The sequence below is a fragment of the Pseudomonas sp. Rh2 genome, from assembly GCF_040762985.1.
GTDB lineage: Bacteria > Pseudomonadota > Gammaproteobacteria > Pseudomonadales > Pseudomonadaceae > Aquipseudomonas > Aquipseudomonas taiwanensis.
In genome coordinates, this window is the sequence record NZ_CP142890.1 from 725,024 (window position 1) to 750,168 (window position 25,145).

The window sequence follows — 25,145 nt, forward strand, 5'->3', positions numbered from 1 at the left end:
GTTCCGGCGATACAAATCCTTCAGAAAGCACTGGTTATTTTTTCGCCAACACCTTAGCTTAATGTTTTGCAACAAATGTTCGAGCGAGGTGTGTGATGTCGATGGAAGTGTGGTTGGGCTTCTTTGCCGCGTGCTGGGTCATCAGCCTGTCGCCGGGTGCGGGGGCGATCGCCTCCATGTCCAGTGGGCTGCAGTACGGTTTCTGGCGCGGTTACTGGAATGCCCTGGGCCTGCAACTGGGCCTGATCATGCAGATCGCCATCATTGCCGCCGGTGTCGGCGCCATCCTTGCCGCCTCTGCCACCGCCTTCCAGGTCATCAAGTGGTTTGGCGTGTTCTACCTTGTCTACCTGGCCTATCGGCAATGGCAGGCGTTGCCGATGGACATGTCCGACGAGTCGGGAGTGCGCCCCATCGGTAAGCCGCTGAGCCTGGTGTTCCGTGGTTTTCTGGTGAACGTCAGCAACCCCAAGGCACTGGTGTTCATGCTGGCGGTACTGCCGCAGTTCATCAATCCGCACGCGCCGCTGCTGCCGCAGTATGTGGCGATCACCATAACGATGGTCACCGTCGACATGCTGGTGATGGCCGGATACACCGGATTGGCTTCGCGGGTGTTGCGCCTGCTGCGTACGCCTAAGCAACAGAAGCGCCTGAACCGCACCTTTGCCGGGTTGTTCATCGGCGCGGCGACTTTCCTGGCCACCTTGCGTCGTGCGCCGCTCTGATTGAGCGTGGGCTGCCGTGCAGCCCATCTCCTTGCACCGACCCGCGACTCGACCGTGTCTATTTCTGCCGGTCCATCAACCCCTTGAGCAGGTCCAGCGGCAAGGGGAAGACGATGGTCGAGCTCTTGTCTCCAGCAATCGTCCCCAGGGTCTGCATGTAGCGCAGTTGCATGGCCCCTGGCTCCTTGCTGAGCATCTGCGCGGCCTGCATCAGTTTTTCCGAAGCCTGCAACTCCCCTTCGGCATGGATCACCTTGGCCCGCCGCTCACGCTCGGCCTCGGCCTGGCGGGCAATGGCCCGGACCATCGACTCGTTCAGGTCGACATGCTTGATCTCGACGTTGGCTACCTTGATGCCCCAGGCATCGGTTTGCGCGTCCAGCACTTGGCGAATGTCCGAGTTGAGTTGCTCGCGCTCGGCCAGCAACTCATCGAGCTCATGTTTACCGAGCACAGCGCGCAGGGTGGTCTGGGCCAGCTGGCTGGTGGCGACGAGGAAATCCTCCACCTGGATGATCGCCTTTTGCGGGTCCAGTACGCGGAAGTACAGCACGGCGTTTACCTTGACCGAGACGTTGTCGCGGGTGATCACGTCTTGCGGTGGAACGTCGAGTACCACCGTGCGCAAGTCGACCCTGACCATCTGTTGTATCACTGGAATCAACAGGATCAGTCCAGGCCCTTTGACCTGCCAGAAGCGCCCCAGCTGGAACACCACACCACGCTCATACTCGCGCAGGATGCGAAACGCCGAGAGCAGCAAAACCGCCAGCAACATCAGCAGGGCACCGAAGCCCAATTGCATGAACATCATCATTCCCCTTGCGCCCCGGGTGCTGCAGCGCTCACATCCAGCATGACACCGTGACGGGCCATCACCCGGACGGACTGGCCGACTTGCAGCGGTGTCTTGCACTGGACTTGCCATTGTTCGCCCTGGGCCTGTACCGAGCCGCAGAACGGGTTGTCCGCCATCACTTGGGTAACCTTCACCAGGCTGCCGACCAGGCCGGCATCACCGCTGACCAGCGCCCGTCGTCGCGCCCTGAGGGCCATGCCCACCACGCCGCCGAGCAGCAGTGCCGAAGCCACTGCGAGCGTGACGATCAACGCCAACGGTATGCCGAAGCCAGGGGCGTCGGTATCCATCAGGATCACAGCGCCGACGACAAAGGCGACGATGCCGCCAAAACCGACCACGCCGAAACTGGGTAGGAACGCTTCGGCGATCATGAACGCAAGGCCGAGCAGGATCAGCGCCACCCCCGCATAGCTCACCGGTAGCAGCTGCAGGGCATACAGCGCCAGTAGCAGACATATCCCTCCCACCACTCCGCCTACCCCCGAGCCGGGGTTCATGAACTCGAACAGCAAGCCGTACACACCGATCATGATCAGAATGAGCGCTACGCTCGGGTTGGTGATGACCGCGAGCAGCCGGGTGCGCCAGTCCGGCAAGTGCTCGACAACGCGAGCTCCATCGGTTTGCAACGGGCGTGGCTGGTCAGCAGCCGTAAGTGTCTTGCCATCGAGCTGACGCAGCAGATCGGGCAGGTCACTGGCGACCAGGTCGACCACCTTCAGACGCAGCGCTTCACTGGCCGACAAGCTGACGGCCTCGCGCACGGCCTGCTCCGCCCAGGTCGCATTGCGTCCACGCAATTGCGCCAGGCCTCGAATGTAGGCCGCGGCGTCATTGACCTGCTTGCGTGCAAGAGCGTCTTCGTCACCACTGGGTTTGGCCTTGTCATCCTTGGGGGTACCTGGCGGCGCGCCGATTTGCACCGGCGTTGCGGCGCCAAGGTTGGTTCCCGGGGCCATGGCTGCCACATGGCTGGCATACAGGATGTAGGTACCAGCACTGGCGGCGCGGGCGCCGCTGGGGGCCACGTAACTGGCCACAGGGACAGGGCTCGCGAGAATAGCCTTGATCATCTGGCGCATCGCGCTGTCCAGGCCGCCAGGGGTATCCATGCGGATGACCACCAACTGCGCGCCTTGCTCATGGGCTTGTTCAAGGCTGCGAATCAGGTAATCGGCGCTGGCCGGGCCGATGGCATCGTCGATGCTCAGCAGCCAGACTGGAGCGGGCGCGGCAAGGCCGCTCTGGAAGGTGCCGAGCATCAGTAACAGACATAGCCAGCGCACGCAGCACCTGATCACCTGTCGTCACCTCGTCCACCTCTGTAAATGAAGTTTAGTCGTGCCTGTTGGGGTAAGGCCTAAACTTGGAGATTAGGGGCCGCGTCACCAAGGTATTTCGAAGCTGATCTTCAGCTCGTCGCGACGTAAGGCCGCTCCTGACAGAGACTTGGGGGGCGAACCGGAGGTGCATCATGCGTATGGCCAAGACCCTGCAGCAGCGCCTGGACCAGGCCAACTGCGATTACGACATCATTCCCCATCCACACTCCGCCACGAGCCTGGAATCGGCACGCACGGCCGGTGTACCCGCGGAACGGGTTGCCAAGTCGGTGATGCTTGATGACCGTCATGGCAACTACATCATGGCGGTGCTACCGGCCAACCGCCATTTGGACATGAGCAAGGTACGCATGTCCGGTGACTGGCAACTTACCCGCGAGAGCGGGCTACCGAGCCTCTTCGTCGATTGCGAGCGAGGCGCCGTGCCTGCGGTGGGCGATGCCTACGCTATAAAAATGCTCTTGGACCCCAACATCACCCGTCAAGGCGATGTCTACCTCGAAGCAGGCGATCACGATCACCTGATCCACATGAGCATGGAGCAATACCTCAAGCTCGTGCCGAGCGCCGAAGTGCGCGAGCTGTGCTGATGTTCTCAAACCAATGCCGGGCCGGCGTCGTGGACGGTCTGCCCGGCGCATGAGGAGGAATCATGGAAGCACCGATCCATCCATTCGCGGAATTGTTCAAGCAACTGGGTCTGCCGGACGATGCCGTGAGCATCGACCAGTTCATCGCCAGCCATTCGCCCTTGAAGAATGAGATAAAACTGGTGGATGCACCGTTCTGGACCGACGCCCAGCGGGCTTTCCTGCAGGACAGCATCATCGAAGATGCCGATTGGGCGGTCCCTTTCGACCAGTTGAACGAGGCCTTACGTCGCCCTCGTAAATAAAGCGCCGAGCGGCACCTGATGAGTGATTTGGCCGTTGCTATGCTCAGGAAAAACAAGAGGGGATAGCGCAATGAAAGATCCCTACGCGCCAGGCTTCTGGTGCTCCGTGACGATCCTGGGCACACTGACGGCCGGTTATTTCTACGGCATCCGCCATACCCAGCAGATGAACCAGGCGGTGCAGTTCCTCTATGCCGCCGCTGCGGTGACCGCGGCGGTTGCCCTGATGGGACTGGCCTGGATCGCCTGGCAGCAGTTGCACCTGAACAAGCGCGAGGTGGTTCAGGGGCGAACGTTGTTGACCATCTGGAACACCAAGGTTGCGCTGCGCCGTGTCGAGACTGTGTTCGACCGCTATTTCTGGGGTAGCTACTGGCACTCCGGGCGTACCTTCGAAGAGGTCATGGGCGAACTCAAGGGGACGCCACTGGAGCAGAGCCTGGATGCGCTCAAGCGCCAATGCCGGGCGCTCGACCGCGAAGTGCACGACCATCATCACCGCTGGCTTGCCAATGCCCGTGACCTGTCCAGCGTGGCGACGGCCATGGCCCGCGAGCGTTATCAGCTGGATCTGTGCGAGCCGTCTAGCACGGGCCATGGCAACACGGCAGTGCTGAATCGGGATCTTGAAGTGCTGGTGTACACCTGGTCGGCGCGCCTGCGCAGTTTCGACCATCAGCTGGACGAACTGGAGCGCGCTTACCATTGAATACCAAGGCGATCATTCGCCGCGGATGTATTGCTCCAGCTGCTTGATCAGGTTGGCCTGTTCGGCGATGGTTTCCTTGACCAGGTCACCGATCGACAACAAGCCCAGCAGTTCATCATTGCTGACCACGGGCAAGTGCCGCAGGTGCCGGTCGGTCATCAGGTTCATGCAGTACTCGAGGTTCTGCTTGGGCTCCACCGTGACCACCGGCGCGCTCATGATGTCGCGCACCGGCGTGGCAGCCGAAGAGCGGCCCTTGAGCACCAGCTTGCGGGCATAGTCACGCTCGCTGACGATCCCCACCACTTTGTCGTTCTCCACCACGGGCAGTGCGCCGACATTCTTTTCTGCCAGCAACTTCAGGGCGTCGAGCACCGAGTCGTCAGGGCCGATGGTGTAGACGGTCTGATGCTGGGACTTGGTCTTGAGGATTTGTTCGACGTTCTTCATACAGGCCTCTGCGGGTGGAAAAAGCGATCTGTCCGAGTAAATAAAGCATCCGGTACGAAGGCTTGCACGGCAATGCAGGAAACGGCATGGAGGCGATTGAAAAACGTCATGACGCGGCGCGCCTGTTTTCGGCCGGGCTCATTCGCGAGTGGCCTGGCAGGCGGCCAGAACGAAAAAGCCCCGGGAGTGATCCCAGGGCTTTTGATATGGCGCACTCGGCGGGATTCGAACCCACGACCCCTGCCTTCGGAGGGCAGTACTCTATCCAGCTGAGCTACGAGTGCAACGCGCACGCATAATACCCATCTGTGTCGAGGACGTCCATCGCCTTGATCTGTGGCCATTTTTCCCCCAGTCGTCCGGCACCACGCTGTACCTGCAGGGGCCGGCTTGGCGGAGGTTGCACCGTGAAATTCCAGACGGGGTGTTCAACCGTTCGTTCTTTTTTTCGAACAGCCTATTGTCCAACACCCCAGCACCCGCTTAGCATTCGTTTGAGATTTCAAACGCTCCGTGCCACGGGCGCGCTTTTCAACAATCAACAATTCGGGAAGCCGACATGCAGCTCAAAGACGCTCAGTTGTTCCGCCAACAGGCCTTCATCAATGGTGAATGGCTGGACGCGGACAGCGGCCAGACCATCAAGGTGACCAATCCGGCCACTGGTGAAGTCATCGGTACCGTGCCGAAGATGGGCACCGCGGAAACTCGCCGCGCCATCGAAGCCGCCGACAAGGCCCTGCCGGCCTGGCGTGCACTGACCGCCAAAGAGCGCTCGGCCAAGCTGCGCCGCTGGTTCGAACTGATGATCGAGAACCAGGACGACCTGGCTCGCCTGATGACCACCGAACAAGGCAAGCCACTGGCCGAAGCCAAGGGCGAAATCGCCTACGCCGCCTCGTTCATCGAGTGGTTCGCCGAAGAAGCCAAGCGCGTGTACGGCGACACCATTCCGGGCCACCAGCCGGACAAGCGTCTGATCGTCATCAAGCAGCCGATCGGTGTCACCGCCGCGATTACCCCGTGGAACTTCCCGGCCGCGATGATCACCCGTAAAGCCGGCCCGGCCCTGGCCGCTGGCTGCACCATGGTGCTCAAGCCTGCTTCGCAAACCCCGTACTCCGCCCTGGCCCTGGTCGAGCTGGCCAACCGTGCCGGCATCCCGGCTGGCGTGCTGAGCGTCGTGACCGGCAGCGCTGGCGAAGTCGGCGGCGAGCTGACCGGCAACTCCCTGGTACGCAAGCTGTCCTTCACCGGCTCGACCGAAATCGGTCGCCAGCTGATGGAAGAATGCGCCAAGGACATCAAGAAGGTTTCCCTGGAGCTGGGTGGCAACGCCCCGTTCATCGTGTTCGACGATGCCGACCTGGACAAGGCGGTCGAGGGCGCGATCATCTCCAAGTACCGCAACAACGGGCAGACCTGCGTCTGCGCCAACCGTATCTACGTGCAGGACGGTGTCTACGACGCGTTCGCCCAGAAGCTGGCTGCCGCTGTCGCCAAGCTCAAGATCGGTAATGGCCTGGAAGAAGGCACCACCACTGGCCCGCTGATCGATGGCAAGGCTGTCGCCAAGGTCCAGGAGCACATCGAAGACGCCGTTGGCAAAGGTGCCAAGGTGTTGGCGGGCGGCAAGATCATCGAAGGCAACTTCTTCGAACCGACCATCCTGGTCGACGTACCGAAGACCGCTGCCGTCGCCAAGGAAGAAACCTTCGGCCCGCTGGCGCCGCTGTTCCGCTTCAAAGACGAAGCCGAAGTCATCGCCATGTCCAACGACACCGAGTTCGGTCTGGCTTCGTACTTCTACGCCCGTGACATGAGCCGCGTGTTCCGTGTTGCCGAGGCCCTGGAATACGGCATGGTGGGTATCAACACCGGCCTGATCTCCAACGAAGTGGCGCCGTTCGGCGGCATCAAGGCTTCCGGCCTGGGTCGCGAAGGTTCCAAGTACGGTATCGAGGACTACCTCGAAATCAAATACCTGTGCATCAGCATTTGATGTAAAGGCTTTACCTCTGCCAGCGGGGCGCGAGAGCGACGCCTCGCTGGTCTTTTTGACACTGCAGTACCTGGTGGCCAGGCCGTTCGCGACAGTCGATCAACGAATACTGATCGCGGGCAGCGCCAGCCACCCCCGAATAAGAGCGCCGTCAGAGTCGGCGCGAATGAGGGCATTATGAGCAAGACCAACGAATCCTTGATGCAACGTCGTGTAGCCGCCGTCCCACGTGGCGTTGGCCAGATCCACCCGATCTTCGTCGAAAGCGCGAAGAACTCGACCGTGATCGACGTTGAAGGCCGCGAACTGATCGACTTCGCTGGCGGCATCGCCGTACTGAACACCGGCCACCTGCACCCGAAAGTGGTCGCGGCCGTGCAAGAGCAGCTGACCAAGGTCAGCCACACCTGCTTCCAGGTCCTGGCGTACGAGCCCTATGTAGAGCTGTGCGAAAAGATCAACAAACTGGTTCCAGGTGACTTCGCCAAGAAAACCCTGCTGGTGTCCACCGGTTCCGAAGCTGTCGAGAACGCCGTCAAGATCGCCCGCGCCGCCACTGGCCGTGCTGGCGTCATCGCCTTCACCGGCGGCTACCATGGCCGCACCATGATGACCCTGGGCCTGACCGGTAAAGTCGTGCCGTACTCCGCTGGCATGGGCCTGATGCCAGGTGGCATCTTCCGCGCCCTGTTCCCGAGCGAGCTGCACGGTATCAGCGTTGACGACGCCATTGCTTCGGTCGAGCGTATCTTCAAGAACGACGCCGAGCCGCGCGACATCGCCGCGATCATCCTCGAGCCAGTACAAGGTGAAGGCGGCTTCCTGCCAGCGCCGAAAGAGCTGATGAAGCGTCTGCGCGAGCTGTGCGACAAGCACGGTATCCTGCTGATCGCCGACGAAGTACAGACTGGCGCTGGCCGTACCGGTACCTTCTTCGCCATGGAACAGATGGGCGTTGCGCCTGACCTGACCACCTTCGCCAAATCCATCGCCGGCGGCTTCCCACTGGCCGGTGTCTGCGGCAAGGCCGAGTACATGGACGCCATCGCCCCGGGCGGCCTGGGCGGCACCTATGCCGGTTCGCCGATCGCCTGCGCCGCGGCCCTGGCCGTTATTCAGGTGTTCGAGGAAGAGAAGCTGCTGGACCGCAGCAAGGCTGTTGGCGAGCGCCTGACCGCTGGCCTGCGCAAGATTCAGGAAAAGCACCCGATCATCGGTGATGTTCGTGGCCTGGGCTCGATGATTGCTGTCGAAGTCTTCGAGAAGGGCACTCACACCCCGAACCCAACCGCGGTAGCCCAGGTGGTTGCCAAGGCGCGCGACAAGGGGCTGATCCTGCTGTCCTGCGGTACCTACGGCAACGTTCTGCGTATCCTGGTTCCGCTGACCGCCGAAGACGCGCTGCTGGACAAAGGCCTGGCAATCATCGAAGAGTGCTTCGCTGAACTCGCTTGATGTGACCTGCGTCAGAAAAAAACCCGCTTCGGCGGGTTTTTTTTGTGCCAAGAAAACGCCGGTGGCGCTATGTTTGTCGGAGGACTTGCCTTGGAAGCTGCAACGGATTGCGTGTCAGGGATATTCAGGAGTTGGCCATGAACGCTGCAGACCCCACCCCACCTTGCGTATTGATTGCCGAGGGCGACCCCTGGGTGCGCGATATGCTCAGCGAAATGCTGCTCAGTGTCCGCTGCGATGCTCGTCTGCAAGTGTGCGCCGATGGCGCCCAGGCGCTGACTGCACTGTCCAGCAAGCCCGACCTGATCATTGCGGCCCGTGAGCTGGCAGGTGTCGATGGTCTTGACCTGCTGCGCAAGGTCCGCGCCAAAGGCCCGGAGTTGCCGTTCATTCTCATGAGCAACCGCAGCGACAGCGCCAGTGTGCGCGAGGCCTTGCCATTGCACCCCACGGCCTATCTGAGCAAACCACTGAACCTCGATAGCCTGCGCAAGCGCCTGGAAGCGTTGCTGTTGGAAGTTGGCGAACAGATCGCTTGCCCGGTTCAACCCTTGCAGCCGGGTATCACGCTGAGTGCCTTCCTGGAGCAGCGCCGTGCCACCGCTGATGGCGGCCCCCTGTTCGCTGACGTGGAGCTTGCGATCAAGCGAGCGCTGAATCCACAGGGGTTGGACCTGAAGGTGCTCGAAGCCGAAGTGCGTGACGATCCGCAAATTACCGCGGTGCTGATCGCCGCTGCCAACAGCGCCGCCCTGCACCGCGATGCCCCGGTGCAAACCCTGTTGCAGGCGTTGAACAAGCTGGGCAGCACGCAGAGCATGAACCTGATACTGGGTATGACGCTCAAGCGCAGCGCGCGCCTGAGCGACCCGTTGCTGGCGAGCCAGGCCACGCACTTCTGGAAGCTGTCGCTGCACAGCGCTGAGTATGCCCGCAGCTTGGCGCGCATGCTCGAGCTCGATGAAGAGCGCTGTTATTGCGCAGGCTTGCTGCATTGCCTGGGCGACCTGGCTGTATTGCGCTGCCTGCAGGAGTGGCGACTGGGGGGAGGCGCACTGGACGAACATCAGGTGCAGCAGTCGCTTGATGAGTTCGGTGCGGCGTTCGGCTCGGCGTTGCGCACCCGTTGGCGCTTGCCGCTGAGTCTGCGCGAGCTGATTGCAGCCATCTACCAACTGGGTGGGGGGGTGTACTCGCGGGAGATCCTGGCCATGAACCTGGCTGGGCAATTGGCGCGGTTGCCTGGGGACCAAGGGCTGGAAAAGCTGGCCAGCAGCAAGACCGCCCGCCTGCTCAAGGTCGGCTTGCCCGAGTTGAACCGGCTGCGCAAGTTGGACAGTGCCGAGGTGAAGCCGAAGGAGGACGTGACGGTTGAGGTGGCTGTAGCAACTGCTGATGAAGAAGAGCCCTCATCCAACGAGGGAGAGTCTCCGGCCTGACAAACCGGAGTCGCAGTACGGGCCAGGCGCTGGTGGCTTGCCGGGTCATCCCATCACTATCTGGTTCTTGCCTTGCCGCTTGGCCTGGTACATGGCCGCATCCGCCCGGGCGAATACGCTGTCCAGCGATGCATCTTCATCGGTCAGCCCGGTCAATCCCTGGCTGATGGTCACGCCATAGGTGTGATCGCCATGGGTGAAGCTCAATCGCTGAATCTCTCGCTGCAGGCGCTCGGCGATCTGCTCCGCCATCTGCGCCGTGCAGCCTGGAAACACCGCGGCGAACTCCTCGCCGCCAATACGCCCGAATACGTCGCCGCGCCGTAGAACGGCTTTGCCGCTATCGGCGATGCGCTGCAGGACTTGGTCGCCTTCCTGGTGGCCGTAGCTGTCGTTGATCTGTTTGAAGTCGTCGATGTCCAGCAGCAGGAAGGCCAGTGGTGTGCCAGCCTCGCGGGCACTGGCGAAGGCCTGGTTGGCACAGTCGAAGAAATGCCGGCGATTGCTGCTCTGGGTCAGCACATCAGTGGTGGCCAGGCGCTGCAGTTCGCCTTCCAATTGCTTCTTTTCGGTGATGTCCTCGGCGATGCCGACGATGATCACGCGTTGCTCGCCATCACGCTGCTGATTGATGTAGCACTTGTCGCTAAGCCAGCGTACTTGGCCGTCGGCATTGATGATCCGATACTCGCGGTCTTCCATCGAGCCTTTGAGCAGCACCTGGGCCAGACTGCGTTCGGCGTGCTCCAGGTCATCCGGGTAGATGCTGTCGCGCCACTCGTTGTAGTCGGCCAGCACCAGGCTGGCCGGTCGGCCGAAGATGCGTTCGTAGGCTGGGCTGACGTACAACACTTGACGGGCTTCCCAGTCGAAAGCCCACAGCACTGCGTTGACGCTGTCGAGCAGCGAGCTGAAGAGCTGCTCACGCTCGCTGAGGCGGGCGACTTCACCTTGCGCATGCAGCAGAGCCAGCAGGGTCTGGGCGGCTTCCGGTGGTTGGGATGAATGGTTGGGCTTGGCCATGTGCACGAAGCAGTTCTCGACATGAAAGCGTGCGGCCACAGACCGGCCTGCCACGCGGGCGATGTGCCGATTTGAGTTCAAGTGCTGGCGGGAAGTTCCAGGCAAACGCCCCGCTGGATGGGGCGTGCCGATCAACGGTTATCAGGCGCCGGTAGGGCGCAGGGAGTAGGTCTTGAGCTGCGCTGCGAAGTCGTGCAGCGCGTGGATACCACTGGCCTCGGCCTCATGCACCCAGTCCTTGATGGCGGCAAGCATGTCATGGCCGTTGGCGCTGGTCCGGGCCCAGATCTGCTGCAGGGCCAGGCGCTTCTCGTAGATGGTCTTCAAGGCCTGGCTATGGGCGAGCATGGACTCGATGCGCGCGTGGTGGCGATCTTCCAGCAAGCTGGTTTCCCGCGACAGCAGGCGTTTGGCGCGGCGGAAGTGGTGGCGCACCGAGGCGTCCACCTTGGCCAGCTCTTGCTTGACCAGCGGGCCGATCACCAGCTTGCGGTACTGAGCCATGATCTGGAAGCGGTTGTTGAGGATGGCCATGGCGGTATCCATGTCCAGGCTGGCCTTACCCTCGACCCGGTGGGCGATAGGCGCGACCCGTTGTACCTTGGCCAGGCGCAGCAGGCAGAACAGGCGGATCCAGGCCCAGCCCATGTCGAATTCCCAGCGCCTGACCGAAAGCTTGGCCGAGTTAGGGTAGGTATGGTGATTGTTGTGCAGTTCTTCCCCGCCAATGACGATGCCCCATGGCACCAGGTTGGTGGCGGCGTCGCGGCATTCGAAGTTGCGGTAGCCGACGGCATGGCCCAGGCCGTTCACCACGCCTGCGGCCCAGAATGGAATCCACATCATCTGAACTGCCCAGACGGTGATGCCGAGGGTGCCGAACAGCAGCAGGTCGATGACGGCCATCAGCGCGATGCCGCCCAGCTTGTAGCGTGAATAGAGGTTGCGCTCGATCCAGTCATCCGGGCAGTTCTTGCCGTAGATGCGCAGGGTCTCGGGGTTGCGCGCCTCTTCCCGGTAGAGCTCCGCACCTTTGCGCAGCACGGTGCCCAGGCCCTTGTAGACCGGGCTGTGCGGGTCTTCAGGGGTTTCGCACTTGGCGTGGTGCTTGCGGTGGACGGCGGTCCATTCGCGGGTATTCTGCGCCGTGGTCAGCCACAGCCAGAAGCGGAAAAAATGCTTGAGCGCACCGTTGAGCTCCAGGGCGCGGTGGGCGGAGTAGCGGTGCAGGTAGACGGTGACGCTGACGATGGTCACATGGGTCATCAGCAAGGTGATGGCGACCAGTTGCCAGGCCGACAAGTCGAGCAGGCCGTTGTACCACATAGGTTTGGAAACCCTCGAAAACAGGGAAGGGCCTGATTATCCCTTGGTAGGGAAATAAAACCAGTCACCCTTTCAGATAGGAAGTCACGACATGTTTCAGCCTTTATAATGCCCCATCCTTTTTCATGGGCTTTGCACCCGACATGTCTGTTTCTGTTCGCGACGCCTTGCGCATGGCTGCGCTCTACGTGGTGCTCTCGATCCTCTGGCTGGTGATGTCCGAGGTGGTGTTGCACAGTATGTCTGAAGACCCGCTGGCGTTGACCGTGGGGCGGCAGATCAACGTCGTGCTCTGGGTGCTGGTCAGCGCTGCGCTGATTTTCGTCTCCCGCGCCCGCCTGCTCAATTTCATCGGGATGGGCGCCCGCCTGCGCAGCGAGGACCGTGAGCGCTTGCGCATGGCGGCCGCGGTGTTCGACAGCACCCTCGAAGGTGTGTTGGTCACCGATCGTCAGGGCCTGATCGTGCACGTCAATCGTGCGTTCATGCGCATTACCGGCTATCAGCAGGACGAAGTGCTCGGCCAGCGGCCCAGCAAGTTCAAGTCCGGACGCCACGGCGCGCCGTTCTACCAGCAGATATACGCCACTTTGGCACAGAAGGGCGAGTGGAGCGGAGAAATCTGGAACCGGCGAAAAAGTGGCGAGATCTACCCGCAATGGCAGACGATCTGCGCTATTCGCGACGATGGTGGTGACCTGACTCATTATGTTGCCGTGTTCAGCGATATCAGTGCGATCAAGCATTCCGAGCAGGAGCTTGCCTACGTGGCTCACCATGATCCGCTCACCGGTCTGCCTAATCGTTTGCTGTTCAACGACCGTGCCGCCCAGACCCTGGGTGCCGCCCAGGCCAACAAGCGCGGTTGTGCGTTGCTGCTGCTGGACCTGGACCACTTCCAGAGCATCAACGACGGCCTGGGCCACACCATTGGCGATCAGTTGCTCAAGCTGGTCGGCGAGCGCCTGGTCGAAGTGTTGGGCAATGGCGTGACCCTGGCGCGCCTGGGTGGCGACGAGTTCGGCGTGTTGTACGAAAACTGTCAGCAGGTCGGCCAGGCCGGCAAGTTGGCTCAGCGCATCATCGAACGGATGCGCGAACCGTTCACCTTCGACGGCCATCGCCTGTTCATCAGCGCCAGCGTCGGTATCAGCCTGTTCCCCAACGATGCGCTGAGCGCAGAGCAGCTGTTGCGCAATGCCGACTCCGCGCTGTTCAAGGCCAAGAGCAACGGCAGGGCCTGCTATGCGTTCTATACCGAAGAGTTGACCGCTCACGCCCAGCATCGGGTGGAAACCGCCGGCGAGTTGCGGCGGGCCCTTGAAGAGCAAGAGCTGCGGGTCTTTTTCCAGCCAGTGCATGACCTGTTCACATCGAAAATGGTCGGGGTCGAGGCACTGGTCCGCTGGCAGCACCCTCAGCGTGGCCTGGTACCGCCAGGCGAGTTCATCCCGATTGCCGAGCGCACGGGGCTGATCGCCGAAATCGATGCCTGGGTGTTGCACCAGGCCTGCCGGCAGATGGTGCAGTGGCAGGTCGAAGGGCGGCAGTTGGCGTTCGTCGCGGTGAACATTTCCAGCCGCCTGTTCAGCCAGAACGACCTGTATCGGCAGGTGGCCGAGGTGCTGCACGAAACCGGGCTGAACCCGGCTTTGCTGGAGCTGGAGGTGACCGAAAGCGCGGTGATGGAGGACCCGGAGGTCGCCTTGGAGCAACTGCACCGCTTGCGTGAGCTCGGTCTGAACCTGGCCATCGACGACTTCGGCACGGGTTACTCATCGCTGCTGCGGCTCAAGCGCCTGCCGGTACAGAAGCTGAAGATCGACCAAGGCTTCGTCGCCGGCCTGCCGCTCGATGACGATGACATCGCCATTGTCCGGGTGATCATCGCCCTGGCCCGCAGCATGGGCATGCAAGTGCATGCCGAGGGCATCGAGCAGCCCGAGCAGGCGCGGTTCCTGCTCGAACAGCAGTGTCAGCTGGGGCAGGGGTACTGGTTCGGACGCCCAGTGCCCGCGCGGGATCTGCACTGGGGTTGATCCCTTTGCTGGCAAGCCAGCGCCCTATGGGAGCCGGCTTGCCAGCGAGACTCACCGCTTGTTCAACCCTTTCGCCAGCCGATCTCCACCCAGCTGGATCAATGCCACCAACGCTACCAGCAAGGCGATGACGGTCAGCATGATCTGGCTGTCGAAGCGCTGGTACCCGAACCGATAGGCGATATCCCCCAGCCCGCCAGCGCCGATCGCCCCGGCCATGGCCGAGGAGTTGATCAAGGTGACCAGGGTAATGGTAAATCCGCCGACGATCCCGGGTAACGCCTCGGGCAGCAGCACATGCCAGACGATGTGCCAGCGGCGGCAACCCATGGCCTGGGCTGCTTCCACCAGGCCATGGTCAACCTCGCGCAGGCTGACTTCGGCAATACGGGCGAAGAATGGTGTAGCAGCGATGGTCAGTGGCACCACGGCTGCCCACACGCCATAGGTTGTGCCGACCACCAGGCGGGTGAAGGGGATCAGTGCGACCATCAGAATCAGGAACGGGATCGAGCGGAACAGGTTCACGAACGCTCCTGTCACCCGGTTCAGCAGCGGCGCCTCGAAGATTCCGCCCTTGTCGCTGGTGACCAGCAGCACCGCCAGGGGCACCCCTACCAGCAGCGCGATCAATGAAGACACACCGACCATCAGCAACGTGTCGAGCAAACCTTCCAGCAAGCGATCAAACCACATGGCCCAGCACCTCCACGTCTTCTGCCCAGAGGCAGGCACGCTCCAGCAAGTGGTGAGTGTCGTGCGGCGAACCCTGCACCGACAGGATCAGTTGCCCCAAGGCCTGCTCGCCGATGGTTTCCACACCGCCCTGGAGTAACCGCACACGACCACCCAGGTCATTGAACAGGTCGGAAAGCGCGGGCTCGCCGATGACGGTCAGCTTGAGGACCACTGCACTGTTACGTCCGGCCGGGGCCGACCTGAGACTGGCCTGCAGCGCTGCGGGAAGCTTGGCCTGCAATGGCGCCAGCAAGGTCCGTGTGACTTCGTGGCGGGGAGAGCCGAACACCTTCCAGACTTCACCCTGCTCGACAACTTCGCCGCGTTCGAGCACCACCACGCGATGGCAGATGTCACGGATCACCGCCATCTCATGGGTGATCAGCACCACCGTCAGGCCCAGGCGCAGGTTGATGTCGCGCAGCAGTTCGAGGATCGAGGCCGTGGTTTCCGGGTCCAGCGCCGAGGTGGCCTCGTCGCACAGCAGGATCTCGGGGTCATGGACCAGCGCCCGGGCGATGCCGACCCGCTGCTTTTGTCCCCCGGACAGCTGCGCCGGGTAGACATGATGCTTCTCGCCAAGGCCCACCAGTTCCAGCAACTCGCGTACTTTGCGCTGGCGCTCGGCCCTGGCCACGCCGGCCACCTTCAGTGGCAGTTCGACGTTCTGCCACACGGTCTTGGCCGACATCAGGTTGAAGTGCTGGAAGATCATGCCGATGCGTCGACGCAGCGCAACCAGGCGATCCTCGTCGAATGGGGCGATGTCCACCTGGTCGATCAATACCCGGCCCTGGCTGGGTTGCTCCAGGCGATTGATGGTACGCAGCAGTGAGGACTTGCCTGCGCCACTGCGTCCGATGATGCCGAAGATCTCACCGCGGCGGATGTTCAGGTCGATGCCCTGCAAGGCCGGTTGCGCCTGGCCGGGGTAGGTCTTGCCCAGGCCAATGAAGCGCACGTGGGCTTCATTGACGTCCGGGCGCAGGGCCTGCTCGCGTGACGGTGGTGGCGAGGTGTCGGTGATGGGCGCCTTGAAGGCGCGGGCCTGGCTCATGTCAGCCTTCCCAGCCGGCCTGGTAGAGCTTGCCGTGCGCCTTGTTCAGCGCCGCGCGCACGGTCGGCGAGTGCTGGTAGATGTCGACGAACTTGGCCAGGCGTGGGTCGTTCTTGGTTTGCGGACGAATGACGAACTGGATGACGTATTCCTTGTTCTCCAGGCCATCGAACAGCAGTGCCGAAGTGGCGTCGAAACTGTTGGCCAGGCGGATGTAGGCAGGGTAGCCCTGGACCAGGTCGGCATCGTCATAGGCACGCACCAACTGGACGGCCTCGACCTGGAGGATTTTCAGCTTTTTCGGGTTGGCGACGATGTCGTCTTCGGTGGCCTTGTAGCCAACGCCCGGCTTGAGGGTGATCAAGCCAGCCTTGGCCAGCAGTTGCAACCCGCGTCCGCTGTTGATCGGGTCATTGGCAATGGCCACGCTGGCGCCTTCGGGCAGTTCGGCGAAGCTTTTGTATTTTTTCGAGTACAGCCCGACGTTGTTGATGATTCCCGGTGCGTACGGCACCAGGTCAAATCCAGCGGCGGCCTTGGCGTTCTCCAGGAAAGGGATGTGCTGGAAGTAATTGACGTCGATGTCGCCGCTGTTGAGGCTGACGTTGGGTGCGATCCAGTCGCTGAACTCGATCAGCTTCACTTCCAGGCCTTGCTTGTGCGCCTCTTCCACGGCGGCCTCCAACGGAATCGCGAAGGCTGCGGTGGTGCCGATCTTCAGAGGCTCGGCGGCGAGCAGCGAGCTGGACAGGCCAAGGGTCAGGGCGATGGCCGCGACGGGCCGGAACAGTTTCTCAAGCATGGTGCAGGACTCCAGTCGGGGCAGGGGCGGTTGAGCGGTAATTCGAGCCAGGGTGGCCGTCGGGCAAAAAGGGGTGAGCGCTGTCGAACAGCTTCTCGCGCAGGGTGCCCTCGGCGTAGGCAGTCTTGTAGCGGCCTCGTTGTTGCAGTTGCGGGACCACCAGGTCGATGAAGTCTTCGAAACTTTCCGGGGTGACGGTACGGGTCAGGTTGAAACCATCCAGACCGGTCTCGTCGATCCAGGCGATGAGCTGCTCTGCGACCTGTTCGGCAGTGCCGACCAGGGTCACGTAGCGTCCGCCCAGAGCGTGCTGCTGCAACAGGCGGCGGCGGGTCCAGGCGTTCTCCTGCAACTGGCGGGTGGCCGACTGGATGGCATTGCCTTTGCTGAAACCGATGGGCTGGTCCAGCGCATAGGCGGCGAAGTCGATCCCGGTGGAGGCCGCGAAGTGCGCTACACCCGCTTCGGGGCTGGCGTAGCGCAGGTATTCGGCATGCTTGGCCTGCGCCTGGTCTTCGGTGGGCGCGACGATCACGGTGATGCCCATGAACACCTTGATGGACTGGGGGGCGCGGCCGGCTACCTGGGCCGCTGCGCGCACCTTGTCGACCTGGGCGCGGGTGCCGGCCTTGTCCTGCCCGCTGATGAACACGCATTCGGCATGATTGCCGGCAAAGGCCAGGCCGCGAGGCGAGCTACCGGCCTGGAACAGCACCGGGGTGCGCTGCGGCGAAGGCTCGCACAGGTGATATCCTTCGACCTGGTAGAACTCGCCTTGGTGCCGAACTTTACGCACTTTGTCTGGCCGGGCGTAGATACGCTGTTCGCGGTCTTGCACCACGGCATCGTCGTCCCAACTGCCTTCCAGTAGCTTGTACAGCACCTGTAGGTATTCATCGGCCTGGTCGTACCGGCGGTCGTGCTCAGGCTGCTGCGCAAGGCCCATGGCGCGGGCGGCGCTGTCGAGGTAGCCAGTGACGATGTTCCAGCCGACCCGGCCATTGCTCAGGTGGTCGAGGGTCGAGAGGCGTCGTGCGAACAGGTACGGCGCCTCGTAGGTAAGGTTGGCGGTCAGGCCGAAGCCCAGGTGGCGGGTCACCGCGGCCATGGCCGAGACCAGCAGCAGTGGGTCGTTGACCGGTAGCTGGATGGATTCCTTGAGCGTCAGGTCCAGCGAACTGCCGTAGATGTCGTAAGTGCCGACGATGTCGGCGATGAACAATCCGTCGAATAGCCCGCGTTCGAGCAGCTTCGCCAGGTCGGTCCAGTATTCCAGGGTCTTGTAGCGTGTCGAAGTATCCCGGGGGTGGGTCCACAGCCCGTGGTTGATATGCCCGACGCAGTTCATGTTGAAGGCATTGAGCAGAATCTGCTTGGCCATCAGATGGTCCCCCGGCGCGGCGGGTTCGTGTCGTTCAGGTAGTAGTTGCCGATGGCGTGGTACTTCCAGCGCACCGGGTCATGCAAGGTATGAACCCGGGCATTGCGCCAGTGGCGGTCGAGGTTATGTTCGGCGAGGGTGGCCTGGCTGCCGGCCAATTCGAACAGCGTGGTGCCGGCGGCGAGGGAGATTTCGGTGCTGATCGCCCGTGCCTCGGCCACGGCGATCGACGCAGCGGCGACGGTGTCGGCGTTGCTGTCGTCGCGGGCGCGGTCGAGGTATTCCCCTGCGCGCTCCAGCAGGGCTTCGGTGGCGTGCAGGCGGATCGCCAGGTGACCGAAGCTTTTCAGGGTCAGCGGATCGTCAGTGGCTTTGTCGAGGCCGGAGTCGACCCAGGGCCGGCTGCGGGTGCGCACGAAGTGCAGGGCATCTTCATAAGCGGCGCGGGCGATACCGGTGTCGATGGCGGCATGAAGAATCTGGGCCAGCGGGCCGACGGGTGTCGGCCGCTCGAAGGCGCTGTCGAACGGCACCACGTCGTCGGCGCGCACGAACACGTTGTCGAACACCACCGAGCCGCTGCCGGTGGTGCGCTGGCCGAAGCCACTCCAGTCGTCGATCACCTGCAGCCCTCGGCTATTGGCAGGGACGAAGGCCAGGTGCTGAGTACCGTGCTCATCGACGACCGAGGTGGGGATGCGCTGGGCATAAAGCGCACCAGTGGCGTAGAACTTGCGGCCATCGATACGGAAACCTTCGCCATCGCGGGTGAGGCGAGTGGTGCGGTCGTGGGCGTTCTTGGTACCCAGTTCGGCCAAGGCATTGCCAAAGCGCTGACCTTTGAGAACTTCACCGTAAAGGCGTCTTTGCTGCTCAGTGCTGCCATTCACGCGCAGCACTTCCAGGGCGTAGAAGTGGTTTTGCGGGATCTGCCCAAGGGAGGCGTCGGCCTGGGCGATTCGGGCGATGACCTTGGCCAGCGTGACGTTGGATACGCCCGCGCCGCCGAAGGCTTTGGGCACGCTGATGGCCCACAGGCCAGAGCGGCTGAACAGATCGAGCTCGGCGTGGGGCAGGCGGCGTTCGCGGTCGCGCAGGGGGCTGTCCTGGCGCAGTTTCTGGGCAATTTCTTCAGCGACGGACAATGCCTGGGCATCGCTGGTGATGATCGATGTCGTCATTTTGTTCTCCGGGGTGGAGCCGCGTGCCACGCCATCGGCGACAAGCCAGCGCCTACAGGGCACCGGCGGTTCGGCGATGGGGGGCGAATCAGATCCAGGAATGCCGTGCAGGCAGGGTGCCGTTAAGGTGGTACGCGCCCACCGCGTGGTACTTCCAGCGCACCGGGTCATGCAGCGTGTGCACCCGGGCATTGCGCCAGTGGCGGTCGAGGTTGAACTCGGCGAGGGTGGCGCGGCTGCCGGCCAGTTCGAACAGTTTCTCGCTGGCCTGCAGCGAAATCTCGGTGGTCAGTACCTTGGCCTCGGCCACGGCGATAGAGGCACGGGCTGCCGCTTGGGCGTCGATCGGTCCGGCGTTGACCTCGTCAAGCACTCTGGCCGCCTTGCGTAGCAGGGCTTCGGCGGCGTGCAGCTCGAGTTTCAGGCGGCCGATGTCGGCGATCACATAAGGGTCGTCGCTGGCGCGCTCGACCTTGGCTTCGATCCATGGCCGGGATTTATCGCGCACGAAGGCGATTGCATCTTCGATCGCCGCTTCGGCGATGCCTGCGTCGATGGCGGCCTGGATCAGTTGCGACGCAGCCCCTTGAATGTTGGGGATGTCACGCTGGCGCCAGTTGTCGATGACCAGGTCGGCCTCCACCGGCACCTCGTCGAGCAGCACGGTGCCGCTGGCGGTGGTGCGCTGTCCGAAGCCCGACCAGTCGTCGACGATGCGCAGCCCAGGGCTGCCCCGGCGTACGAATGCCAGGCGCTGTCGGCCTTCGTCGTCCAGTGCCTTGACGGCAACCCAATGGGCGAACAGGGCACCTGTGGAATAGAACTTCTCGCCGCTGACGCGGTAGCCGTCACCTGTGCGGGTGATCCTGGCCTTGAGGGTCAGGGTATCCTTGGTGCCGCGTTCAGGCCCGGCATTACCGATACGCCAACCGTCGAGCACGCTGCGGAAGATCACCGCCTGCTGGGCTTCGCTGGCGGTCAGACGCAGCAATTGCAGCATGCCGAACTGGTTCTGTGGGATCTGCCCCAGAGCCGGGTCGGCGGCGCTGATCAGGCGGAATACCTCGGCGATGGTTTCGAAGGAAACGTCCGGGCCGCCATAGGCCTTGGGCACACTGATGCTACCCAGGCCGCTGCGGGTGAACTGTTCGATCTCGGCCCACGGCAGCTTGCGTTGCTGATCGCGGCGCGAGGCCTGCTCGCGAGCGATCGCAGCCAGTTCACGGGCGGCTTGCAGAGCTTCGGCGTCGGTACGCAGCACCTTGGCCGGCAGCAGCAGTGGCGAGCTGTCGAGGTCGCTGTGAAATTGGGTATTTGGCTGGCTGGACATCAGTGCCGCTCCTTGGCTGCACTCAATGCCCTGGCGTTGCGCACTGGGGTGATTGTGACCCTGACCATTCCTTACCTCACAAAATAGAAACGTCGCTTCAGCTGAACGCGACAAACATTTGTTGGTCCGGTGGTCCGGTATATATACCCTAATGGCTTATCAGAGGTTTATGAACTAACTCTTTGGAATATGCATAGAAGGCGGGGTGAAGACGGCGCAGGCCCTGAACGTAGAGCCTGCGCCGCCCAGCTGTTACTCGGCTTTCAGGCTTTTCACGCCTTCTGCAGTGCCCAGCAGCAGCAAGTCGGCGGGACGGGCCGCGAACAGGCCGTTGGTGACGACGCCGACGATCGCGTTGATCTGGCGCTCCAGCTCTACCGGGTTGGTGATCTGCAGGTTGTGCACATCCAGGATCACGTTGCCATTGTCGGTCACCACGCCCTCGCGGTACACCGGGTCGCCGCCCAGCTTCACCAGCTGGCGCGCGACATGGCTGCGGGCCATTGGGATGACTTCGACTGGCAGCGGGAAGGCACCCAGCACCGGCACCAGCTTGCTGGCGTCGGCGATGCAGATGAAGGTCTTGGCCACGGCGGCGACGATCTTCTCGCGGGTCAGGGCCGCACCGCCGCCCTTGATCAGGTTCAGGTGCGCATCGCTTTCGTCGGCGCCGTCGACGTAGAACTCCAGTTCGCTGACGCTGTTGAGCTCGTACACCGGAATACCATGGCCCTTCAGACGCTGGGCGGTGGCCTCGGAGCTGGCGACCGCGCCATCGAAGGCGGTCTTGTGCTGGGCCAGGGCATCAATGAAGAAGTTGGCGGTCGAACCGGTTCCGACGCCGACGACGCTCTTTTCATCCAGCTTGGGCAGAATGAAGTCGACAGCGGCCTGGGCGACGGCCTGTTTGAGTTGGTCCTGGGTCATGCGGGCTCCGAAAGGGGCAGGGCGGTTTCAAAGTTGCCTAGTATAACGGCTCGGGCGGCTTTGCTGTGGTCGCCCGACGTAGCGCTGGGGTAGACTCCCAGCCCTTGTCCCGCGGCCAGTGATGCTTTCCCGATGCTCGAACAGTACGTCAAGAAGATCCTCACCTCGCGCGTCTACGACGTTGCGGTCGAAACCCCGCTGCAGAGCGCCGGGCAGCTGAGCAAGCGCCTGAACAACCAGGTGCTGCTCAAACGTGAAGACCTGCAGCCGGTGTTCTCCTTCAAGATCCGCGGGGCGTACAACAAGCTGGCGCAGTTGAGCGCAGAAGAACTGGCCCGTGGCGTTGTCACCGCCTCCGCCGGCAACCACGCGCAGGGTGTAGCCCTGGCGGCCCGCGAGCTGGGCATCAAGGCCACCATCGTGATGCCCAAGACCACCCCGGAGATCAAGGTCGAGGGCGTGCGTTCGCGGGGCGGCAAGGTGGTGCTTCACGGCGATTCGTTCCCCGAGGCGCTGGCTTATTCGCTCAAGCTCGTGGACGAGAAGGGCTTCGTCTACATCCACCCTTACGATGACCCGCACACCATCGCCGGCCAAGGCACCGTGGCCATGGAAATCCTGCGCCAGCACCCCGGCCAGCTGGACGCGATCTTCGTGCCTGTGGGCGGCGGCGGTCTGATCGCCGGTATCGCGGCCTACGTGAAGTACCTGCGCCCCGAGATCAAGGTGATCGGTGTCGAGCCGGACGACTCCAACTGTCTGCAGGCAGCGATGGCGGCAGGCGAGCGCGTGGTGCTGCCCCAGGTGGGGCTGTTCGCCGATGGCGTCGCGGTAGCCCAGATCGGTCAGCATACCTTCGACATCTGCCGTCACTACGTGGACGAGGTGGTGACCGTCAGTACGGATGAAATCTGTGCAGCAATCAAGGATATCTACGACGATACCCGCTCGATCACCGAACCTGCTGGCGCATTGGGCGTTGCGGGCATCAAGAAGTACGTCGAGCTCAAGGGCGTGAGCGGCCAGACCCTGGTGGCCATCGATTCGGGCGCTAACGTCAACTTCGATCGTCTGCGCCACGTGGCCGAGCGTGCCGAGTTGGGTGAAAAGCGCGAAGCGATCATCGCCGTGACCATTCCCGAGCGGCCAGGCAGCTTCAAGGCCTTCTGCGAGGCCATTGGCAAACGCCAGATCACCGAATTCAACTACCGTCGCCACACTTCCGATGAGGCGCACATCTTCGTGGGCGTACAAACCCATCCGGAGAACGACCCTCGGGCGGCCTTGGTGCAGCATTTGAGCGATCAAGGTTTCCCGGTAACCGACCTGACCGACAACGAACTGGCCAAGCTGCACATTCGCCATATGGTCGGCGGCCATTCGGCAGGCGCCAGCGATGAGATCGTGCTGCGTTTCGAGTTCCCTGAGCGGCCCGGTGCGCTGTTCAACTTCCTCAACAAGCTGGGCGGGCGCTGGAACATTTCGATGTTCCATTACCGTAACCATGGTGCTGCCGATGGACGCGTGGTAGCCGGTTTGCAGGTACCGGAAGATGAGCGCCATTTGGTGCCGGCGGCCTTGGCCAAGATCGGTTATCCGTACTGGGACGAGACCGACAACCCAGCATACCGGCTGTTCCTGGGTTGAGCGGCTAAGCTAGACCTATCGCTCAAGGACGTGAAGACATGGAACACCTGACAACGCTCAAGACCCTGCACATCGTCGCCACCGCCCTGTTGTTGCTGGGTGCGCTGGGGCTGGCGGTCTGGACCATTGTGGCGCGCCGGCGAGGCGATACCCAGGCGTATGGCAAGCTGTTGCGCCGACCGTTGGTGTTCGTCTGGCTGCTGATGGGGGTGTGCTTGGTGAGCATGCCGTTCAGCGGGTGGTGGCTGGTACACCTGGTCGGCTGGCCGCTGGGGCAGACCTGGCTGCTGGCGTCCAGCGTCATCTACACCTTCGGCGCGTTTGCCGTGTGGTGGTTGCTGGTGCGTCTGAATCGCCTGCGCAAGGCCGAGGTGGTGGGTTTGAAGTTCACCCTGGCGCTGGCGGTATTCAGTGGGGTGTGCTTGCTGTCCATCGCCGGGCTGATGGGGGCCAAGCCGATATAAGGCAGCTTCGCTGCGCTGGGGGAGCGGCTTTGTGTCGCGAAGGGGCCGCATAGCGGCCCTGTCGGTCTCAATCCCTGAGCGACAACACCTGCCACCCACGCCGCTCCGCCTCCGCCCGCAGTTTCGGATCCGGGTCCACGGCCACCGGCCGCTCAACCTGCTCCAGCAAGGGCAGGTCGTTCATCGAGTCGCTGTAGAAGCTGCTGCCCTGCAGGTCATAGCCGTTCTCCAGCATCCAGCGCTTCAGACGCTTCACCTTCCCTTCACGGAAACACGGTATATCGGTACTGCGCCCGGTGTACCGGCCGTCGATGATCTCGCATTCGGTAGCCAGCAGGGTGCGTACACCCAGGCGGCGGGCGATGGGTGCGGTGACGAACCGGTTGGTGGCGGTGATGATCAGCAGGTGGTCGCCGGCCTCGCGGTGCTGGCGCAGCAGAGCCTCGGCCTTGGGCAGGATGATCGGCTCGATGCAGTCGCGCATGAAGTCGCGGTGCCATTCGTCGAGCTGGGCAGGCGCCGTGGCAGCGAGGATTTCCATGGAAAAGGCCAGGTACGCCTGCAGGTCCAGGGTGCCGGCCAGGTAGTCCTGGTAGAAACCGTCATTGCGTTGTTTGTAGGCGACCGGGTCAAGGATGCGCCGTTCGCACAGGTAGTCGCCCCATGCATGGTCGCTGTCGCCACCGAGGAGGGTATTGTCCAGGTCGAATAAAGCCAGGCGCATCGCGGTCACTCAGGTCTGCCACAAGGAAGCCCGCAGAATACGGAGTTTTCACCTCGCTGCACATAAGCTTGGTGGGCGCGTTGCTGCGCTCGTGAGCTTTGTGGAACAATGCGGTGACATGCGTTTGCGAGGTTGCTGCCGTGATCGACCCGGATGGTTTTCGCCCTAACGTCGGGATCATTCTCACGAATGATGCCGGGCAGGTGCTATGGGCTCGGCGGATCAACCAGGATGCCTGGCAATTTCCCCAGGGCGGTATCAACCCTGATGAAACGCCGGAAGATGCCCTGTACCGCGAGCTGAACGAAGAAGTTGGCCTTGAACGCGACGATGTGGAAATTCTTGCCTGCACCCGTGGCTGGTTGCGTTATCGTTTACCCCAACGCCTGGTACGTACCCACAGCCAGCCGTTGTGTATCGGCCAGAAGCAGAAGTGGTTCCTGCTGCGCCTGGTGAGTAACGAACAGCGGGTGCGGATGGACCTGACCGGCAAGCCAGAGTTCGACGGCTGGCGCTGGGTCAGTTATTGGTACCCGCTGGGCCAGGTGGTGACATTCAAGCGCGAGGTCTACCGACGCGCCCTGAAAGAGCTAGCACCGCGTCTGCTGACGCGCGACTGACGA

The 25,145-nt window shown here is 62.5% G+C and carries 24 protein-coding genes and 1 tRNA gene; 11 read left to right on the forward strand and 14 right to left on the reverse strand.

Translation table 11 applies throughout. From position 1 onward, the window contains the following. Window positions 1-95: 95 nt before the first annotated feature. Window positions 96-728 (forward strand): LysE family transporter, encoded by a 633-nt coding sequence (locus VXM67_RS03290; RefSeq protein WP_023378134.1) that lies wholly within the window; start codon window positions 96-98, stop codon window positions 726-728. Between the two features lie 58 nt (window positions 729-786). On the opposite strand, the gene VXM67_RS03295 is transcribed toward VXM67_RS03290, so the two are convergent. Together VXM67_RS03295 and VXM67_RS03300 are read right to left on the reverse strand one after the other, a co-directional pair. Continuing rightward, on the reverse strand, window positions 787-1,539 hold the full coding sequence (locus tag VXM67_RS03295) for a slipin family protein (protein WP_023378135.1): 753 nt from the start codon (window positions 1,537-1,539) through the stop codon (window positions 787-789). Window positions 1,540-1,541: 2 nt separating this feature from the next. Further along, entirely contained in the window at window positions 1,542-2,891 is a 1,350-nt protein-coding gene (locus VXM67_RS03300) for a nodulation protein NfeD (protein WP_027907886.1), read from the reverse strand. A gap of 173 nt (window positions 2,892-3,064) precedes the next feature. On the opposite strand from VXM67_RS03300, the gene VXM67_RS03305 reads away from it, so the two are divergent. The 3 genes from VXM67_RS03305 (at window position 3,065) to VXM67_RS03315 (ending at window position 4,537) form a co-directional block, all read left to right on the forward strand. Then, window positions 3,065-3,523 carry an aminoacyl-tRNA deacylase gene (locus VXM67_RS03305; protein ID WP_023378137.1) on the forward strand — a complete coding sequence of 153 codons (459 nt, stop codon included), beginning with the start codon at window positions 3,065-3,067 and terminating at the stop codon, window positions 3,521-3,523. A 62-nt stretch (window positions 3,524-3,585) separates the two neighbouring features. Continuing rightward, window positions 3,586-3,828: a DUF2789 domain-containing protein gene (locus tag VXM67_RS03310; RefSeq protein WP_023378138.1), complete on the forward strand. Its 243-nt coding sequence runs from the start codon at window positions 3,586-3,588 to the stop codon at window positions 3,826-3,828. A gap of 70 nt (window positions 3,829-3,898) precedes the next feature. Continuing rightward, entirely contained in the window at window positions 3,899-4,537 is a 639-nt protein-coding gene (locus VXM67_RS03315; RefSeq protein ID WP_023378139.1) for a hypothetical protein, read from the forward strand. Between the two features lie 12 nt (window positions 4,538-4,549). Here VXM67_RS03315 and VXM67_RS03320 read toward each other — a convergent pair whose 3' ends face one another. Both VXM67_RS03320 and VXM67_RS03325 read right to left on the reverse strand, forming a co-directional pair. Next, window positions 4,550-4,987 carry a CBS domain-containing protein gene (locus tag VXM67_RS03320; protein WP_023378140.1) on the reverse strand — a complete coding sequence of 146 codons (438 nt, stop codon included), beginning with the start codon at window positions 4,985-4,987 and terminating at the stop codon, window positions 4,550-4,552. A gap of 207 nt (window positions 4,988-5,194) precedes the next feature. Continuing rightward, a tRNA-Arg gene (locus tag VXM67_RS03325) sits at window positions 5,195-5,271 on the reverse strand. Between the two features lie 275 nt (window positions 5,272-5,546). Here VXM67_RS03325 and gabD point away from each other — a divergent pair. The 3 genes from gabD (at window position 5,547) to VXM67_RS03340 (ending at window position 9,883) form a co-directional block, all read left to right on the forward strand. Beyond that, window positions 5,547-6,989, forward strand: a complete 1,443-nt coding sequence (gene gabD / locus VXM67_RS03330; protein ID WP_023378141.1) for an NADP-dependent succinate-semialdehyde dehydrogenase — start codon at window positions 5,547-5,549, stop codon at window positions 6,987-6,989. Between the two features lie 177 nt (window positions 6,990-7,166). Further along, window positions 7,167-8,444 (forward strand): 4-aminobutyrate--2-oxoglutarate transaminase, encoded by a 1,278-nt coding sequence (gabT, locus tag VXM67_RS03335; RefSeq protein ID WP_023378142.1) that lies wholly within the window; start codon window positions 7,167-7,169, stop codon window positions 8,442-8,444. Between the two features lie 137 nt (window positions 8,445-8,581). Further along, on the forward strand, window positions 8,582-9,883 hold the full coding sequence (locus VXM67_RS03340) for a response regulator (RefSeq protein WP_023378143.1): 1,302 nt from the start codon (window positions 8,582-8,584) through the stop codon (window positions 9,881-9,883). Window positions 9,884-9,928: 45 nt separating this feature from the next. On the opposite strand, the gene VXM67_RS03345 is transcribed toward VXM67_RS03340, so the two are convergent. Beyond that, complete coding sequence (locus VXM67_RS03345) at window positions 9,929-10,906, reverse strand: sensor domain-containing diguanylate cyclase (protein WP_027907887.1); 978 nt, start codon at window positions 10,904-10,906, stop codon at window positions 9,929-9,931. A gap of 141 nt (window positions 10,907-11,047) precedes the next feature. Beyond that, entirely contained in the window at window positions 11,048-12,232 is a 1,185-nt protein-coding gene (gene desA, locus VXM67_RS03350) for a delta-9 fatty acid desaturase DesA (protein ID WP_023378146.1), read from the reverse strand. 143 nt (window positions 12,233-12,375) lie between these two features. Here desA and dibA point away from each other — a divergent pair, with 143 nt between their 5' ends. After that, on the forward strand, window positions 12,376-14,271 hold the full coding sequence (dibA, locus tag VXM67_RS03355; protein ID WP_041925579.1) for a phosphodiesterase DibA: 1,896 nt from the start codon (window positions 12,376-12,378) through the stop codon (window positions 14,269-14,271). 51 nt (window positions 14,272-14,322) lie between these two features. Here the strand turns inward: dibA and VXM67_RS03360 are convergent, their stop codons facing one another. From VXM67_RS03360 to rpiA, 7 genes are all read right to left on the reverse strand, one after another. After that, window positions 14,323-14,967 carry a methionine ABC transporter permease gene (locus VXM67_RS03360; protein ID WP_023378149.1) on the reverse strand — a complete coding sequence of 215 codons (645 nt, stop codon included), beginning with the start codon at window positions 14,965-14,967 and terminating at the stop codon, window positions 14,323-14,325. Further along, window positions 14,957-16,066, reverse strand: coding sequence for a methionine ABC transporter ATP-binding protein (locus VXM67_RS03365; protein ID WP_104883066.1), 1,110 nt, complete (start codon window positions 16,064-16,066; stop codon window positions 14,957-14,959). Before VXM67_RS03365 ends, VXM67_RS03360 begins: the two co-directional genes overlap by 11 nt. Window position 16,067: 1 nt before the next feature. Continuing rightward, window positions 16,068-16,868: a MetQ/NlpA family ABC transporter substrate-binding protein gene (locus VXM67_RS03370; protein ID WP_023378151.1), complete on the reverse strand. Its 801-nt coding sequence runs from the start codon at window positions 16,866-16,868 to the stop codon at window positions 16,068-16,070. Next, complete coding sequence (locus VXM67_RS03375) at window positions 16,861-18,249, reverse strand: LLM class flavin-dependent oxidoreductase (RefSeq protein ID WP_023378152.1); 1,389 nt, start codon at window positions 18,247-18,249, stop codon at window positions 16,861-16,863. Before VXM67_RS03375 ends, VXM67_RS03370 begins: the two co-directional genes overlap by 8 nt. Then, window positions 18,249-19,430, reverse strand: a complete 1,182-nt coding sequence (locus VXM67_RS03380) for an SfnB family sulfur acquisition oxidoreductase (protein ID WP_315696389.1) — start codon at window positions 19,428-19,430, stop codon at window positions 18,249-18,251. Before VXM67_RS03380 ends, VXM67_RS03375 begins: the two co-directional genes overlap by 1 nt. Window positions 19,431-19,518: 88 nt before the next feature. Further along, on the reverse strand, window positions 19,519-20,760 hold the full coding sequence (locus tag VXM67_RS03385) for an SfnB family sulfur acquisition oxidoreductase (protein WP_023378154.1): 1,242 nt from the start codon (window positions 20,758-20,760) through the stop codon (window positions 19,519-19,521). A 252-nt stretch (window positions 20,761-21,012) separates the two neighbouring features. Then, entirely contained in the window at window positions 21,013-21,687 is a 675-nt protein-coding gene (gene rpiA, locus VXM67_RS03390) for a ribose-5-phosphate isomerase RpiA (RefSeq protein WP_023378155.1), read from the reverse strand. Between the two features lie 132 nt (window positions 21,688-21,819). Here rpiA and ilvA point away from each other — a divergent pair, with 132 nt between their 5' ends. Together ilvA and VXM67_RS03400 are read left to right on the forward strand one after the other, a co-directional pair. Next, window positions 21,820-23,334 carry a threonine ammonia-lyase, biosynthetic gene (ilvA, locus tag VXM67_RS03395; RefSeq protein WP_023378156.1) on the forward strand — a complete coding sequence of 505 codons (1,515 nt, stop codon included), beginning with the start codon at window positions 21,820-21,822 and terminating at the stop codon, window positions 23,332-23,334. Window positions 23,335-23,372: 38 nt separating this feature from the next. Then, entirely contained in the window at window positions 23,373-23,798 is a 426-nt protein-coding gene (locus VXM67_RS03400; RefSeq protein WP_367237496.1) for a DUF2269 family protein, read from the forward strand. Window positions 23,799-23,865: 67 nt separating this feature from the next. On the opposite strand, the gene VXM67_RS03405 is transcribed toward VXM67_RS03400, so the two are convergent. After that, a complete protein-coding gene (locus tag VXM67_RS03405) occupies window positions 23,866-24,522 on the reverse strand; it encodes an HAD family hydrolase (RefSeq protein ID WP_367237497.1) in 657 nt (218 codons plus the stop codon). Window positions 24,523-24,662: 140 nt separating this feature from the next. On the opposite strand from VXM67_RS03405, the gene VXM67_RS03410 reads away from it, so the two are divergent. Continuing rightward, window positions 24,663-25,142: an RNA pyrophosphohydrolase gene (locus VXM67_RS03410; protein WP_003249017.1), complete on the forward strand. Its 480-nt coding sequence runs from the start codon at window positions 24,663-24,665 to the stop codon at window positions 25,140-25,142. Window positions 25,143-25,145: the final 3 nt, after the last annotated feature.

Excerpts from the sequence above, each read along its gene's own strand:
- VXM67_RS03315 (WP_023378139.1), top strand. The coding sequence starts at position 3,899 with ATGAAAGATCCCTACGCGCCAGGCTTCTGGTGCTCCGTGACGATCCTG.
- dibA (WP_041925579.1), top strand. The coding sequence starts at position 12,376 with ATGTCTGTTTCTGTTCGCGACGCCTTGCGCATGGCTGCGCTCTACGTG.
- VXM67_RS03385 (WP_023378154.1), bottom strand. The coding sequence starts at position 20,760 with ATGTCCAGCCAGCCAAATACCCAATTTCACAGCGACCTCGACAGCTCG.
- VXM67_RS03310 (WP_023378138.1), top strand. The coding sequence starts at position 3,586 with ATGGAAGCACCGATCCATCCATTCGCGGAATTGTTCAAGCAACTGGGT.
- VXM67_RS03345 (WP_027907887.1), bottom strand. The coding sequence starts at position 10,906 with ATGGCCAAGCCCAACCATTCATCCCAACCACCGGAAGCCGCCCAGACC.
- VXM67_RS03400 (WP_367237496.1), top strand. The coding sequence starts at position 23,373 with ATGGAACACCTGACAACGCTCAAGACCCTGCACATCGTCGCCACCGCC.
- VXM67_RS03305 (WP_023378137.1), top strand. The coding sequence starts at position 3,065 with ATGCGTATGGCCAAGACCCTGCAGCAGCGCCTGGACCAGGCCAACTGC.
- VXM67_RS03320 (WP_023378140.1), bottom strand. The coding sequence starts at position 4,987 with ATGAAGAACGTCGAACAAATCCTCAAGACCAAGTCCCAGCATCAGACC.
- VXM67_RS03360 (WP_023378149.1), bottom strand. The coding sequence starts at position 14,967 with ATGTGGTTTGATCGCTTGCTGGAAGGTTTGCTCGACACGTTGCTGATG.
- gabD (WP_023378141.1), top strand. The coding sequence starts at position 5,547 with ATGCAGCTCAAAGACGCTCAGTTGTTCCGCCAACAGGCCTTCATCAAT.
- VXM67_RS03370 (WP_023378151.1), bottom strand. The coding sequence starts at position 16,868 with ATGCTTGAGAAACTGTTCCGGCCCGTCGCGGCCATCGCCCTGACCCTT.
- VXM67_RS03375 (WP_023378152.1), bottom strand. The coding sequence starts at position 18,249 with ATGGCCAAGCAGATTCTGCTCAATGCCTTCAACATGAACTGCGTCGGG.
- VXM67_RS03365 (WP_104883066.1), bottom strand. The coding sequence starts at position 16,066 with ATGAGCCAGGCCCGCGCCTTCAAGGCGCCCATCACCGACACCTCGCCA.
- VXM67_RS03295 (WP_023378135.1), bottom strand. The coding sequence starts at position 1,539 with ATGTTCATGCAATTGGGCTTCGGTGCCCTGCTGATGTTGCTGGCGGTT.
- VXM67_RS03380 (WP_315696389.1), bottom strand. The coding sequence starts at position 19,430 with ATGACGACATCGATCATCACCAGCGATGCCCAGGCATTGTCCGTCGCT.
- VXM67_RS03290 (WP_023378134.1), top strand. The coding sequence starts at position 96 with ATGTCGATGGAAGTGTGGTTGGGCTTCTTTGCCGCGTGCTGGGTCATC.
- gabT (WP_023378142.1), top strand. The coding sequence starts at position 7,167 with ATGAGCAAGACCAACGAATCCTTGATGCAACGTCGTGTAGCCGCCGTC.
- desA (WP_023378146.1), bottom strand. The coding sequence starts at position 12,232 with ATGTGGTACAACGGCCTGCTCGACTTGTCGGCCTGGCAACTGGTCGCC.
- rpiA (WP_023378155.1), bottom strand. The coding sequence starts at position 21,687 with ATGACCCAGGACCAACTCAAACAGGCCGTCGCCCAGGCCGCTGTCGAC.
- VXM67_RS03340 (WP_023378143.1), top strand. The coding sequence starts at position 8,582 with ATGAACGCTGCAGACCCCACCCCACCTTGCGTATTGATTGCCGAGGGC.
- ilvA (WP_023378156.1), top strand. The coding sequence starts at position 21,820 with ATGCTCGAACAGTACGTCAAGAAGATCCTCACCTCGCGCGTCTACGAC.
- VXM67_RS03405 (WP_367237497.1), bottom strand. The coding sequence starts at position 24,522 with ATGCGCCTGGCTTTATTCGACCTGGACAATACCCTCCTCGGTGGCGAC.